General features: G+C 72.7%; 11 protein-coding genes. 1 reads left to right on the forward strand and 10 read right to left on the reverse strand.

Going from position 1 to position 14,578, the window contains the following annotated elements; translation table 11 throughout:
- Window positions 1–57: 57 nt before the first annotated feature.
- The 7 genes from ACFV9J_RS32300 to ACFV9J_RS32330 all read right to left on the reverse strand — a co-directional run bounded on the left by ACFV9J_RS32300 (window position 58) and on the right by ACFV9J_RS32330 (window position 11,106).
- Entirely contained in the window at window positions 58–915 is an 858-nt protein-coding gene (locus tag ACFV9J_RS32300) for a S1 family peptidase (protein WP_385360154.1), read from the reverse strand.
- Between the two features lie 165 nt (window positions 916–1,080).
- Window positions 1,081–2,616, reverse strand: a complete 1,536-nt coding sequence (locus ACFV9J_RS32305; RefSeq protein WP_385360155.1) for an RNA polymerase sigma factor — start codon at window positions 2,614–2,616, stop codon at window positions 1,081–1,083.
- Between the two features lie 428 nt (window positions 2,617–3,044).
- A complete protein-coding gene (gene whiH, locus ACFV9J_RS32310; RefSeq protein WP_385360158.1) occupies window positions 3,045–3,932 on the reverse strand; it encodes a sporulation transcriptional regulator WhiH in 888 nt (295 codons plus the stop codon).
- Between the two features lie 164 nt (window positions 3,933–4,096).
- Complete coding sequence (locus tag ACFV9J_RS32315; RefSeq protein WP_385360161.1) at window positions 4,097–6,241, reverse strand: ATP-binding cassette domain-containing protein; 2,145 nt, start codon at window positions 6,239–6,241, stop codon at window positions 4,097–4,099.
- Window positions 6,242–6,296: 55 nt separating this feature from the next.
- Window positions 6,297–7,055: an NUDIX domain-containing protein gene (locus ACFV9J_RS32320; protein ID WP_109029919.1), complete on the reverse strand. Its 759-nt coding sequence runs from the start codon at window positions 7,053–7,055 to the stop codon at window positions 6,297–6,299.
- 131 nt (window positions 7,056–7,186) lie between these two features.
- Window positions 7,187–8,782 carry a DUF4192 domain-containing protein gene (locus ACFV9J_RS32325; protein WP_385360163.1) on the reverse strand — a complete coding sequence of 532 codons (1,596 nt, stop codon included), beginning with the start codon at window positions 8,780–8,782 and terminating at the stop codon, window positions 7,187–7,189.
- Between the two features lie 164 nt (window positions 8,783–8,946).
- Window positions 8,947–11,106: a DEAD/DEAH box helicase gene (locus tag ACFV9J_RS32330; RefSeq protein ID WP_385360166.1), complete on the reverse strand. Its 2,160-nt coding sequence runs from the start codon at window positions 11,104–11,106 to the stop codon at window positions 8,947–8,949.
- A 287-nt stretch (window positions 11,107–11,393) separates the two neighbouring features.
- Between ACFV9J_RS32330 and ACFV9J_RS32335 the strand changes: the two genes are divergently transcribed.
- A complete protein-coding gene (locus tag ACFV9J_RS32335; protein ID WP_385360168.1) occupies window positions 11,394–12,008 on the forward strand; it encodes a hypothetical protein in 615 nt (204 codons plus the stop codon).
- A 327-nt stretch (window positions 12,009–12,335) separates the two neighbouring features.
- Here ACFV9J_RS32335 and ACFV9J_RS32340 read toward each other — a convergent pair whose 3' ends face one another.
- From ACFV9J_RS32340 to ACFV9J_RS32350, 3 genes are all read right to left on the reverse strand, one after another.
- Window positions 12,336–13,001, reverse strand: coding sequence for a hypothetical protein (locus tag ACFV9J_RS32340; RefSeq protein WP_385360170.1), 666 nt, complete (start codon window positions 12,999–13,001; stop codon window positions 12,336–12,338).
- A gap of 68 nt (window positions 13,002–13,069) precedes the next feature.
- Entirely contained in the window at window positions 13,070–13,771 is a 702-nt protein-coding gene (locus ACFV9J_RS32345) for a ribonuclease HII (protein WP_356862382.1), read from the reverse strand.
- A gap of 82 nt (window positions 13,772–13,853) precedes the next feature.
- Entirely contained in the window at window positions 13,854–14,474 is a 621-nt protein-coding gene (locus ACFV9J_RS32350; protein ID WP_385360173.1) for a TetR/AcrR family transcriptional regulator, read from the reverse strand.
- Between the last annotated feature and the right edge of the window lie 104 nt (window positions 14,475–14,578).

The raw sequence follows: 14,578 nt of genomic DNA on the forward strand, positions 1-14,578 counted from the left end.
CCTCCGGATTCCGGAGGCGGCCGCCCGTGCTCGTACCCGAAAGGCTCTCAGCGGCCGTCAGACGCCACCGCGCTGCCGCGCGGCCGTGCCGTCCCAGCCCAGCGTCCGCAGTATCGAGGAGACGCGCGTGTACACCCCGGGACTGCCCGGGCGCCCACAGCCGCTCCCCCAGGACACGAGACCGATGAGCCTGCCCCGGCCGACCAGCGGTCCTCCGCTGTCCCCCTGACAGGCGTCACGGCCCCCGGCCTCCTCCCCGGCACAGAGCATGGTGCTCGGGAGGTAGTGGCCGTCGTCATCGCCCGGATACGCCCGCTCGCAGGACGCGTCGGGGAGTACGCGCACCCGGGACGCGTGCAGGCCGTTCGCGTAGTCTCCGGCGCCCGAGGTGTCCCCCCAGCCGTAGACAAGGGCCCCGGTGTCCGGTGTGTACGCCGGGTCGCCTTCCGCCGCCATCCCTATGACCGAGCCGGCGGGGAGGGCTTCGGAGAGCGTGAGCACCGCGAAGTCGCCGGCGTTGGTGCCGTCGTCGTGCTCCGGATTCACCCACACGGAGCGGACGGGGATCTCCTGGCCCCGGTCCGACAGCAGGTCGGTGCGGCCCGCGATGACCCTCAGGTCCTCCACCTGTTCCGGCGGCGACCCGAGCACCTCCTCCCCCAGGCAGTGGGCCGCCGTGAGCACGGTGGTCCGGCCGACGGCCACTCCGCCGCAGAACTGTCCCGCCCGCGTACCCCCGAACCGGTCACGACTGGACAGGGCGACGGTCCACGGACTGTCGGACACCTCGACCGGAAAGCCTCCGACGACGATGCTGTCGGCGGCCGCGGGGGCGGCGGACCCCAGCGGTATCGCGGTCGCCGCGGCCGCCAGCACCAGCGGCCGGGCCAGTGTCCGGGCAAAGAGACGACGCATGCGGGCTCCTCACTCCTAGGTGGTCATGGGACACCCAGAGTGATCCAGTACGCCGTGCCGCGCACCCGCTGCCCAGCACTGAGGCCCGGTCCCGCACCTGGCGGGACCGGGCCTCAGTCGCTCGTACCGTCCGCTCTACTGCCGGTCCGTACTGTCGGCCACGACCTAGTCGAGGTAGTCGCGCAGCACCTGCGAGCGCGAGGGGTGACGCAGCTTCGACATGGTCTTCGACTCGATCTGGCGGATGCGCTCACGCGTGACGCCGTACACCTTGCCGATCTCGTCGAGGGTCTTCGGCTGACCGTCGGTGAGCCCGAAGCGCATGGAGACGACGCCCGCCTCGCGCTCGGACAGGGTGTCGAGAACGGAGTGCAGCTGCTCCTGCAGGAGTGTGAAGCTGACCGCGTCGGCCGGGACGACCGCCTCGGAGTCCTCGATGAGGTCACCGAACTCGCTGTCGCCGTCCTCGCCCAGCGGCGTGTGCAGCGAGATGGGCTCGCGACCGTACTTCTGGACCTCGATGACCTTCTCCGGGGTCATGTCGAGCTCCTTGGCCAGCTCCTCCGGGGTGGGCTCGCGGCCCAGGTCCTGGAGCATCTGGCGCTGCACGCGCGCGAGCTTGTTGATGACCTCGACCATGTGCACCGGGATACGGATGGTGCGGGCCTGGTCGGCCATCGCGCGGGTGATCGCCTGGCGGATCCACCAGGTGGCGTACGTGGAGAACTTGTAGCCCTTGGTGTAGTCGAACTTCTCCACGGCGCGGATCAGACCGAGGTTGCCCTCCTGGATGAGGTCCAGGAAGAGCATGCCGCGGCCGGTGTAGCGCTTGGCCAGCGAGACCACCAGGCGGAGGTTGGCCTCCAGCAGGTGGTTCTTGGCGCGGCGGCCGTCCTCGGCGATGATCTCCAGCTCGCGCTTGAGCTTGGGCGCCAGCTTGTCGGAGTTCGCCAGCTTGTCCTCGGCGAACAGACCGGCCTCGATGCGCTTGGCGAGCTCGACCTCCTGCTCGGCGTTGAGCAGGGGGACCTTGCCGATCTGCTTGAGGTAGTCCTTGACCGGGTCGGCGGTGGCACCGGCCGCGGCGACCTGCTGGGCCGGGGCGTCGTCCTCGTCCTCGTCGGACAGCACGAAGCCCGCGTTCTCGGTGCCCTCGGGCTCCTCCGTCGCGGCCTTCGGCTCCTCGGTCGCCTCGTCCTCGAGAAGCTCGCCGTCTTCCTTCTTGGCGGTGGTCTTCTTGGCCGCCGTCTTCTTGGCGGTGGTCTTCTTCGCCGTCGCCTTCTTGGCGGTCGTCTTCTTGGCCGCCGCCTTCTTGGCGGGCGCCTCTTCCTCGACGGCGGCGGGCTCGGTCGCGGGCGCCGCCGGGGCGGCGGGAGCGGCCGCCTTCCTGCTGGTCACCGGCTTCGCCGCGACCGCCTTCGTGGCGGTGCGCTTGGCGGGACTCTTCGCTGCGACGCTCTTTCGGGTGCGCTTGGGCTCTGCGGCACTGACCATCAGCGTCACACCCTCTTCCTCGAGGATCTGGTTGAGGCTGCGCAGTACGTTCTTCCACTGAGTGGCCGGAATCTGGTCAGCTTCGAAGGCCCGACGCACGTCATCGCCGGCGATCTGCCCCTCAGCCTTTCCCCGCTCGATGAGCGCCATGACAGAGACGGACTCGGCGATCTCCGGCGGGAGCGTACGGGATGTGCTGGCCGACACGAACAACCTCTCGGAACGTTGAAAAACGGCTTCCGGCCCCGTCCACGGCGGACAGGGGCCGACCACCGGCTTGGGAATGGGCCGACGGTGCGGGCGGGCCGGGGAGATGCACAGCGCCGTGAACGGCGTCCGTATTCCCTCCGCGGCTGTCACCTCTTAGGTCATCGTGTTGTTCCCAAGAGCGTTACGCCCAATCCGCGTGGCCCGAGTCACACCCCGTAAGCGATCAAAATTGGTCAGATACGGATAAACAAGGTCATCAACTCGTACCTTCCGACCGCCCGAGGAAGGCTCAGGCTGCTCATCACACCTTCGGACCCCGTGGAACCGCGAGCGGCTCCGCGGGGTCCGAAGGTGGCGGCGATGGCCGGCCACAGCCACAGGAGGGGTTTGGCGTGCCCGGACCGCGCCGTTTCGGCGGAAGGCGGTCAGTGCTCGCGAGGGGCGGGCACCACGCGTTCCACCTCGGGGTGGACGGTCAGAAGTTGACGCATGGCCGCCTCGGCCGCCGCGCCGTCACCGGTGGCGAGGGCGTCGACGATCCTGCCGTGCTGCGCGAGCGACACGTCGTTCGGCCGGTCACAGCCCGTGACCGGACCGCCGGAGACATGGAGGGCCGCGGAGACGATGCCGGAGAGGTGGTCCAGCATCCGGTTGCCCGCGATCTGGATGAGCAGGGTGTGGAACTCGGCATCGGCGCGCGAGAAGGTGAGCGCGTCGCCCTGCCCCATGGCGTGGCCCATGATCCCGACCATGTCGGACAGCCGCTGCTGGACGTCCTCGCGCCCGTGCCCGGCGGCCAGGCGCGCGGCGAGCGGCTCGATCGTCCAGCGCAGCTCGCTCAGCTCGCGGCGCTGGTCGTCGCGCTGCGGGCCGAAGGCGCGCCACTCGATGATGTCCGGATCCAGGAGGTTCCAGTCACTGACGGGACGCACGCGGGTGCCGACATTGGGGCGGGCGCTGACCAGCCCCTTGGCCTCCAGCACGCGAAGGGACTCGCGCACCACGGTGCGGGAGACCTCGAAACGCTGTCCGATCTCCTCGGGCACCAGCGGGCGGTCGGCACCCAGGTCGCCGGAAACGATCATCTGGCCCAGCTGCTGGACGAGTTGCCCGTGCAGTCCGCGGCCACGGTTGCCCGCGGTGCGCCGGCCCACGCGCCCCAGCTCGGGCTCCACCCCTTCCCAGGAGGGCGCCCCGACGCGGTCGACGGCGGGCGTCTCCGCGTACGGGTAGCGGTCGAGTTCGCCCGGGTTCGCGAGGCCGGAGTCGGCGGAACGGGCGGCGGTCATCATGGTGTGCGCAAGGGTACTCACGCATCCTTTGTCGGCGCCGACCTCAACTCCCTTGAGGTCTTTGGTGAAAAGCACACGAAAGGGTGATCGCTCACCCCGTCGCAATTGACGCCTTATCGGAAAGAAATGGGCTTTCCCCGGGGAGTTGCGCACACGGCCGGAACGGAAGGGTGGGAGAGGGGTCGTCAAACCCTGCTGCGCAGGGTCGTGAGCAGATAGGCGCAGAGCAGCGCGGTCAGCGACAACGTCATTGCGCCGCCCACCGGTTGGGCGATCAGGCGCAGCACCTCCGCCACGTAGCGCTCGCCTCCGAACGGCCACTGGGTCAGGAGGACCTCGCGCACCCGCATCGGCAGCCCGGCGGCCGTCCGCACGGACGGGCCCTCCCAGGCCTTCTGTACGAGCGGTACGACGACCACCGGGACGGCGACCACCGCAGCCAGCCCTGCGGTGGTCGACCGGAAGACGCCCGCGGCGAGCACTCCGGACCAGGCGCACCCGACGACGAGTCCGAGCCAACCGGCACTCAGCGCGGGCCAGTCGGCGGGGGCCTGGGCGAGATCCGGCCCGTAGAAGAGGCGGAGCACCTCGGCGTCGCAGCCCACCGTCAGCGCGGCCAGCAGCAGTGCGGTGGCCGCGGAGACGAGGAGTTTGGCGGTCAGCAGCCCCATGCGGCGGGGCACGGTGCCGCGGTCCGCCGCCAGGGCGGGGTGGCGGAACTCGTCGCCGAACGCGAGGGCGCCGAGCAGCCCGGCACCGAGCGCGGCGGGCGGCAGCGGCAGCTCCCGCGGCCAGGCGGCCAGGAGTCGCGGCTGCGGGGTGTGTCCGACTCGGGCCAGGACCACGGCGATGACGGCGGACACGAGGAGCACGACCGCACCGGTGACGAACCCGGTGCGGACGCCCACCGCGCGACGGAGTTCATAGCGCAGCGGACGGAGCGGGCTGGGGGCGGAGCGGACGGAGATCGGCGGCGGCAGCGTGGCGGCCGCTTCCCGGGTCCGCGCGCCGCCCGGGGCGAGGGCACGGAACGGGCGCGGGGTGCGGAGCGGAGCGGCGTCGATCGCGGCGGGGCCGGGAGCAGGCGCGGTGGGGCCGGGAGCGGGTGTGGAAGGCCCGGGTGCGGGGTCGGCGGGACTGGGAGCCGGCCCGGAGGGAGTGGGAGCCGGCCCGGAGGGAGTGGGAGCGGCTTCGGGGTGGCGACCGGAGACGGGGGCCTGGCGGGGGCCGGGAGTTCTGTTCGGGACGGTCCCCGATGCGGGGTCGTCCGCGTCTCCGCGCCCGACACCACGCCCGTCTCCGGGGGTGTCGCCGTCCGTGGCGGGCGACGGGAGGAGCGCGCCGGGCGTCTCGGGGCCCGGCTTCCCCGCGCTCGGCGCGCCTGTGCCCGGCGCGCGCCCGCAGTCCGTCTCCCGTTGCTCCTGCTGCCGGGCTGCGGGGATCTCACCGGCTCCGGGGCCCATGTCACCGACCTCGTCGGCGAGTTGGTGCACGAGAATGCCGTGCCGGAAGGCCGTCTCGCCGATGTCGGCGCACGTACTGCCGTACACCGCCAGCCGGTTGCCGCCCTCGCGTACCACCTCGACGGAACGGCGTGCCGCGCGTGCCTCCTTGGTCACCAGGGCCGCGAGCCGGGCGGCATGCGGGCTGCGTACGGCGACGCGGGGGCGCAGCCGGGTACGGGAGAACTCCGCCGCCTCCTGGTCGGCGACGACCCTGCCCCGCTCGAGCGTGACGACGTGGTCGGCGCTGCGCGCGGCCTCCTTGGGATCCGCCGTGCTGAACAGGACCGTGCCGCCCTGTGCGGCATGCGCGCGCAGCGCTGCGTGCAGTTCTCGGGCATCCTGGCCGGAGAGGGCGGCGGCGGGGTCGTCGAAGACCAGGGTGTGCGGGTCGGGGACCAGTGCGCAGGCCAGTCCGAGGCGCCGGTCCATGCCCCGGGAGAGGGAGCCGAGGCGTTCGTCGCGCAGGCCCAGGAGACCGACCGACTCCAGGACCTCGTCGGCCCTGCGGACGGGGATGCCGGCGGCGGCGCACAGCATGCGGAGATGGCCGCGCACCGTACGGGCGGGGTGGCCCGGAACGTCCCCCAGCAGCACGCCGACCTCGCGCGAGGGGTGGGCGATGCGGCGCAGGGGGCGGCCTCTGAAGTAGGTGAGGCCACGGCCCTGCTGAAGGTCGAGCATGAGTCTGAGTGCCGTCGTCTTGCCGGCGCCCGATGCTCCGAGCAGCGCGGTGACGCGGCCCGCGCGCGCCTCGAACGAGACGTCGTCGACGGCGGGCGGAAGCTCCTTGCGGGGGTTGCTGGTCAGTCCGAAGGCCTGGATCACCCGTAGCAAGATAGCGTGTGATATCCGGTTTTTCGGGCATCGCAGGGGCTCGGCGTCACACCTCGGGACGGAGCATCGGCGGGTTGAGGAGGGTCGCGCCGCCCGCGCGGAAGAGCTGGGCGGGACGCCCGCCCTGGCGGGTGGTCGTGCCGCCGGTGGGGACGAGGAAGCCCGGGGTGCCCGTCACCTTGCGGTGGAAGTTGCGGGGGTCGAGCGCCACGCTCCACACCGCCTCGTAGACACGGCGAAGCTCCCCCACGGTGAACTCGGGCGGACAGAAGGCGGTGGCCAGGGACGAGTACTCGATCTTGGAGCGGGCTCGCTCCACGCCGTCCGCCAGGATCTGGGCGTGGTCGAAGGCGAGCGGTGCCACCGCCTCGTCGGCACGGCCGTAGCCGCTCTGTTCGAGCAGTTCCTCGACCGGCGCCCAGCGGGCGTTGCTGGCGTCGCCACCGGCTCGCGGCGCGGGCAGGTCGGGGGCGAGCGCGAGGTGGGCGACGCTGACCACCCGCATGCGGGGGTCGCGCTCGGGGTCACCGTACGTCGCGAGCTGCTCCAGGTGGGCGCCGTTGTCCTGGGTCGGTGCGGCAGGGTCGTGGACGCACAGCCCGGTCTCCTCGGCCAGCTCCCGCGCCGCCGCCTGCGCCAGGTCCTCGCCGTCCCGTACGAACCCACCGGGCAGGGCCCAACGGCCCTGGAACGGCGGCTCGCCCCTGCGCACCGCCAGCGCGCACAGTGAGTGGCGACGCACGGTCAGCACGACCAGGTCCACAGTGACGGCGAAGGGCGGAAAAGCTGACGGGTCGTAGGGCATGCGGCGATCATAGTCGTCTGCCTGACGATAAACACTCCCTTCGCCAACCGCTTCGCCGCTGATCCACCTCCTCCCGACCTGCGCCTCCCCGCCCGGCGGCTCCGGGTACGTCCCGGCCTCGGCCATCCGCCTCAGGAGCGCTCCCTGTCCCCGTGGCTCCCGCCCTCTCCCGGGCCCGCGCCCTCCGGGCAGGCGCCCTCCCGGCCGGTGACCGGCGTCGCCGGTGCGTGGGGGCGGTTCCGGCCCGTGCGCGGGACGCCGGGGTGGCCGGCCCCGGGGGTGGTGCGGGGAGGCGTGGTGCGGGGAGGCATGGTCTCGGTCCCGGGCCGGTGACCGCCCGCCCTCGTCCGGCGTCGTACGCCGGAGGGCGTGGCGAGCGAGCGCCCGCGGCGCCGACGGCGGGACGGAGCGGCGGACGACGGCCGGTCCGGTTCCCCATCCCCATCCCCTTCCCCTTCCCTTTCCACGGCCGCACCGCCGCGTCCGTCGTCGTCCGCGGTGGTGTCCCCCGTGCCTTGGCCGCCCTCCCTGCCCTCGCGCAGGCAGCGGCGGATCGACTCGGGGTCGAGACCCTCGTTGCACGCCTGGTGCAGGAGCCGGGCGAAGAGGTAGTCGGGGTCCGCCCCGAGGGCCATGGCCAGTGCCTCCCGCGCCTCCAGCTCGTCACCGGTGGACCAGGCGACCCAGCCCGCGAGGGTGAGGGGCGCGGCCGCGTGTTCGCCGTACGGCCCGACGCAGCGTCGGGCCAGGGCCCGCCAGAGGCGCATCGCGGGTACCGCCTCGGCACCCTCCATCCAGGCGGCGGCACGGTCACGCGTCGTACGGTCCTGGAGCCCCAGGATCAGTGCCGCCGCCTCGTCGTGCCCGAGCAGTCGATCGTCCCGCACATCCTCGGCCGGCGCTCCGGACACGGGCGGGGCCCCGGCGAGGCGTCGCATGATCCGCTCCGCCGTCTCCAGCGTCTCCTCGGCCACCTCCGCCCGGCCCCCGGCGTCAAGGATCCTGGCGACCAGCGTCGTGGCGGCCGTGTCCAGGGCGGCCGCCTGCTCGGCCGCCGTCTCGTGCTCCCTCGGAAGCATCCTGGCCCGCAGCTCGGTGAGCGAGCCGCGCACCTGGATACCGGCGTAGGTGGCCGCCGCGGCCAGCACCGACGTACCCGGCAGTCCCATGGGGAGGCCGTCGGCAGGGCAGCAGGCCTCTTCGTCGCAGCAGTACGACCAGAAGCGCCCGTCCGAGATGCACAGGGCTTCGACGACGGGAATGTCGAGGGCACCGCACTCGACACGGAGCTTCTGGGCCAGCGGCCGGAGTCGCTCCATCACCTTCCGGCCCGTCTCGCCCGGGCGCGGTTCCTGGCAGAGGTAGGCGACCATCTGCTCGGGCCGCGCCCCTCGGCGCTCGCTCCCGGTCACCAGGCCGTGGACCAGTTGTCCGGCCGCGGCCGCCCAGTCGTCCGGGCTCGCCGGGATGCCGAGCCGCGCGCGGCCGCCGAACCGGCCCCGACCGTCCCTGTCGCGCAGAGCCGCCAGGACGATGCTGTCCTCGGGGCGGTACCCGAGCAGGTACGGCAAGGCGTCCGCGAGCTCGGCGGGGGTGCGCAGGGTGACCTGGTGTTCGTCTGCGGGGCTCTCGGGCGTGGCGCCGTCCGCCCGCTCCCGCCCGCGCTCCGCGGCCCGCGAGATGTCGCCGTTCTCGGAGGATCCAGTCGTTTCGCTGTGGTTCGTCATGACTGGACGATCTCGCGGATCGGAAAACTCCGCTTTGCCCTGTGGACAACTATCGACAGGGACACGTCACACCGGGCGATCCCTGTCGTCGCGGAACCGCTCGACGTGCCGTCCCACCGGCCTTGACCCCTGGCCGGGCGACAGCCTCCGAGGGCCGGAACCCGTTATCCGGCCAGGGCCAGGACGAGCGGGAGCACCTCGTCGGCACCGGCCTGCCGCAGGAGGCGTGCGCCGACGGCCAGGGTCCAGCCGGAGTCGGTGAAGTCGTCGACGAGCAGGACCGGACCGTCCGTGGCGGCCAGCGCCGCGGCGAGTTCGCCGGGCACGGTGAACGACTCGGCCAGGGCACGCAGCCGCTGGGCGGAGTTGCTGCGGTGGGCGGCGTACTCGTCGGCGTGGGGAGTGTGGGCGAGGCTGCCCAGCAGCGGGAGCCTGCCGACCCGGGCCACTCCCTCGGCCAGTGAGGCGACCAGCTGGGGCCGGCTGCGGGAGGGCACGGCGACGACGCCCACGGGCCTCGCCACCGCGTCGGGGGAGCCGGTGGCCCAGCCACCCGGTGAGCGGGCCCAGTCGGCCAGCACCGTCACGACGGCCCGCAGCACGTCGTCCGGGACCGGACCGTCCGCGGCCTGCGCGGACAGGAGGGGCCGCAGCCGGTTGCCCCAGCCGATGTCCGACAGCCTTCCCAGTGCCCGCCCGGTGAGGGCCTGCCGGCCTGCGGGAATGCGGCCCTTGAGGTCCATGCCCACCGCGGCGAGGCCGGTCGGCCACATCTTGCGCGGCTCGACCTCCACGCCCGGACGGTCCAGCTCGCCCGTCGCCGCAGCGAGGGCCGCGGCGGAGACGGCGGGGTCGAGCCAGGGGCCGGCGCAGGTGTCGCAGCGACCGCACGGGGCCGCCTTCTCGTCGTCCAGCTGCCGCTGCAGGAATTCCATCCGGCACCGCGTGGTGGACACGTAGTCCCGCATGGCCTGCTGCTCCGCCTGCCGCTGCCGGGCCACCCAGGCGTACCGCTCCGCGTCGTACGCCCACGCCTGTCCCGTGGCGGCCCAGCCGCCCTTCACCCGCTTGACCGCGCCGTCCACGTCCAGGACCTTGAGCATGGTCTCCAGGCGCGATCGGCGAAGGTCCACCAGCGGCTCGAGCGCCGGGAGCGACATGGGCCGCCCCGCCTCCTCCAGCACCGACAGCGTGCGCCGGACCTGTTCCTCCGGCGGGAAGCCCACCGAGGCGAAGTACGCCCAGATCGCCTCGTCCTCCCGCCCGGGCAGCAGCAGGACGTCCGCATGGTCCACGCCACGACCGGCACGCCCCACCTGCTGGTAATAGGCGATGGGGGACGAGGGCGACCCCACGTGAACGACGAAGCCCAGGTCGGGCTTGTCGAAGCCCATGCCCAGCGCCGACGTCGCCACGAGTGCCTTCACCCGGTTCGCCAGCAGATCCTCCTCCGCCTGCAACCGGTCGGCGTTCTCCGTCTTCCCCGTGTAGGAGGCCACCGGATATCCGCGCTGCCGCAGGAACGCCGCGACCTCCTCCGCCGCAGCCACCGTCAGGGTGTAGATGATCCCGGAACCGGGCAGCTCGCCCAGCCGCTCCCCCAGCCACGCCAGCCGGTGCGCCGCGTCCGGCAGCACGAGCACGCCCAGCCGGAGGCTCTCCCGGTCGAGCGGCCCCCGCAGTACCAGAGCGTCCCCGGCGCCGGTGCCCAGCTGCTCGGCCACGTCGGCCGTGACCCGCGCGTTGGCGGTCGCCGTGGTGGCCAGCACCGGCACCCCGGCCGGCAGCTCGGCCAGCATCGTGCGCAGCCTGCGGTAGTCGGGGCGGAAGTCGTGCCCCCAGTCGGAGATGCAGTGCGCCTCGTCCACCACGAGCAGGCCGGTGGTGGCCGCGAGCTTCGGCAGTACTTGATCGCGGAAGTCGACGGAGTTGAGGCGCTCCGGGCTCACCAGGAGGACATCCGTCTCACCCCGTTCGACCTCCCCGTAGATCGCTTCCCAGTCCTCCGGGTTCGCCGAGTTGATCGTGCGCGCCCGGATCCCCGCCCGCGCGGCCGCCTCGACCTGGTTCCGCATGAGCGCCAGCAGCGGCGAGATGATCACCGTGGGTCCGGCGCCACGGCGGCGCAGCAGGGCGGTGGCGACGAAGTACACGGCCGACTTGCCCCAGCCGGTGCGCTGCACCACCAGGGCCCGCCGGTGCTCCTCCACCAGGGCCGCCACCGCCTGCCACTGATCCTCCCGCAGCCGTGCCGAGCCCTCACGGTCGCCGACGAGCTCGGCGAGGACGGCGTCGGCTTCGGTCCGGAGTTCCACGTGGTCCATGCCCCCATGCAACCCGATGGCACTGACAATCGGCGAATCCGGAACGGGCCGGGGCGCGCGCCGTGCCCCATGCGTCGCCCGGTGACACTCCGGGTAGGGATATAGAACGCACATCGGCCGATATGGGTCCCCGGTCTCAATTGCTCGTTGCCGCATCCAAGTTCGACAGGAAGAATTGAAGTCCGCTCCCCGCACGGCCCTCCGTGACCCGGCAGGGCTTCGCTGCGGTGCGCGCTCCCCGAATCCGACCCTGCCCGCAGTGTGGGCGCGTAGCCGAAGGGAGGAACGTGACCTTCGGATTCGCTCCGTCCTCGGCGGCCTCGTTTTCGTCGTCCGCCGCTTCCGCCACTCGCATGCTCGAACCGGCGGAGTGGGCCGCCGCCGGAATCCCACTGCTGCGCAATCCCCGCGAGGTCGTCACAGGGCTGCACTCACGGCACCGTCCCGAACCGGCGACGGCGGTCGTGGCCGTACTCGACCCGGACGAACGGCTGCGCGCCAGTGCCTCGTTCACCAGCCGCCGCTCACCCGCCGACGGATGGATGTTCCGCAACGCGCTGCTCTCCCAGCTGCGCCGTGTCATCCCGCACGACCTGCGGCGCCGCACTCCGGTGCGCACCGCCGTGCTGCTCTACTGCCGTGAGGGCGACGGGCGCTGGACGCAGGAGGACGGCGCGTGGATGTGGGGGCTGCGGGACGCGTGCACACTGCACGGGCTGCGCTGCGGCGCGTACATCACGCTGACCCGGGACGGCTGGCAGGTCCTCGGCGAGGGCCGCGGCGGGCGTCGGCCCAACGCGGCGTCGGCGCCGGAGCCCTTCGCCACGGCGGAGTCGCCGCCCCCGCCGCCACGCACCGGCGGTGTCGCCTCGGACGTGCTGCGGCGCGCCGCGGCCCGCTGAGCACCGCGGGACGGGCGGACCCGGGGGTGCTACGGGGCACCCGAGCGGCGGCGCCCGTCGCCCGAGACCCGACCGGCGTGCGGGACCCGTCGGCGCCGACCGCGCCGGGGCCCGGCAGCGTCCGTAGGGTCTCGGGCCCGGCAGTGTCCGTACGGCGCACCGGTCCTGGCAGCCGGCACGTACACCGGTTGCCCGCGTCGGGTCCGATCCGGTCGGGCGCCCGGGGTCCTCGGGACACCCGGGCACGCCGAAGATGCCACCGTGCCGGGGCTCCGGCCGGGCGCCCCCTGTTTCGCGCCGGTGTCCGCCGCGCTCGGCGGGACGGGCTCAGACGCCCGCGCCCAGCACCGAGTTGATCCGCTGCGGATCACCGCAGACGATCAGCAGGGCACCGGCCCGGGCGTGGGCCACGGTCAGGGCCGTGACAGCGGCGGCCTCGGGGCCGCCGTTGACCGCGACCACGACCACGGCCCGCGACGCGGCACGGTCGGCGACGGCGGCGTCGGCGCAGAAGACGTCGTCGCCCGCGTCGTGCTGCGCCCAGTAGGCGGCATCGCCGAAGGACAGTTCGTGGGCCGCCCACGGGTGGAGTTCGCCGGTGGTGATCACCAGCACGTCACCGGGGGTACGACCCGAGTCCAGCAGCAGGTCCACGGCCTCTTCGGCGGCGTCGAGCGCGCCGTCGGGGGTGGCCGGGATCAACTGGATCTGCGGGGCGGCCGAGGTGGCTTCCGGGGTGGCCGAGGTGGCTTCCGGGGTGGCCGGGGCGGCCGGACCCGAAGGTCCGGGTTTGGCGGCCGCGGCCGTGTCACGCGACGCGCGTTGCGCCGGCGGTGCCGGCCGCACCGGGCCGGGACGGCCGGGGCGCGGCGGAGCCGCGGGACGGGGGCCGGGTACGGGGCGGGGGGTCGGCGCGGTGCGGCCACTGGCCGGAGTGGCGCGGGGACCCTGGGCCTTCTCGTGAATCTGAGGCTCCTCGGGAATGAGAGGCATGAGCTGATATTTATCAAACGTTGGTGCGGCTCGCGTCGGCGGGTGGCACATACCTGCGAGCGGAACCGTCAGAAATCGAATCCGAGCTGACCCTCGATTTCCGGAACGCTTCCCTCCACCCAACTGCGGACCTTCTTGAGGTGCCGCCACTGGGGCAGCGCATCAAGATACGCCCACGACAACCGGTGGTGCGGGGTGGGGCCCCGCTCCTCCAGTGCGGCCTTGTGCACGGGCGAGGGATACCCGGCGTTGTCCGCAAAACCGAAGTCTGCATGGTCGACACCCAGTTCGGCCATCATTTTGTCGCGCTGGACCTTGGCGAGCACCGAGGCCGCCGCGACGGCGACGCAGGACTGATCGCCCTTGATCACCGTGCGAACCCGCCAAGGTGCCCCGAGATAGTCGTGCTTGCCGTCGAGGATGACGGCGTCGGGGCGGACGGGCAGGGTCTCCAGGGCCCGCACCGCCGCCAGTCGCAGCGCGGCGGTCATCCCCAGCGCGTCGATCTCCTCCGGGGAGGCGTGCCCCAGGGCGTAGGACGTGACCCAGGTCCGCAACTCCACCTCGAGTTCGGTGCGTCGCTTGATGGTGAGCAGCTTGGAGTCGGTCAGACCGACCGGGGGCCGGCGCAGTCCGGTGATCGCGGCACAGACGGTGACCGGACCGGCCCACGCACCGCGCCCCACCTCGTCGACACCGGCAATGATCTTCGCTCCGGTCGTGGCGCGAAGGGAGCGCTCGACGGTGTGAGTAGGTGGTTCGTACGGCATGGCGCCCCTAGCGTACGCCGCTGCGATCGCCGGGCGACACCCCGGTCGCCCAAAGCGGGAACGGCCTTCTGGCCGCCCGGGGTCAGGGGCTGCCGGGCCGCAGCAGCGGGATCATCAACTGGTCGATCATTTCCTCGAGCTCGCGATCCGTCCATTCACTTGCACAAATCTTGGAGCGGTACATCATCATCGCCGGGATGGCGTCGCAGACGTATCCGTTGACCGCGTCGCGCCGGACGTCTCCCCGCTCCGTTCCGCGCTCGATGACCTCACGGAGCAGCTTGAGGGTCGGCTCGACAACCCCCTTGACGATTACCGCATGGAAGCGTTCGGCCTGCGCGGCATCGCATTCGTGAATCACGGAACGCAGAGCGAATCCGGGTCGGGAGAACATCGCGTCGCGCGCCCTGCGGCACAGCTCCAGCAGGTCCTCGCGCACGCTGCCACAGTCGGGGGCCGTGTCGAAGTCCGGCAGCCCTGACCGCAGCGCCTCCGCGACGAGGTCTTCCTTGGAGGGCCAGCGCCGGTAGACGGCGGCCTTGCCGGTCTGCGCGCCCGCGGCCACCCCCTCCATCGTCAGGCCGTTCCAGCCGACGGTCCCGAGCTGGTCCAGCGCGGCCTCGAGGATCGCGCGCTCCAGGACCGCACCACGCCGGCGGGAGGGCGTCTGGGCGGAGGCGGACGCCCAGTGCGAAGCAACCATGTCGGAGGTCTCCAGAAAGCGGTGAAAACGGGTATTCGGGGATGAGGCACGCATCGCGCGACCGCGACGGGGACCGGACGCGCGACGACACAAAAAGTGAACGG

This window comes from Streptomyces sp. NPDC059906, assembly GCF_042730645.1.
In the GTDB taxonomy this organism is placed as follows: domain Bacteria; phylum Actinomycetota; class Actinomycetes; order Streptomycetales; family Streptomycetaceae; genus Streptomyces; species Streptomyces rubrogriseus.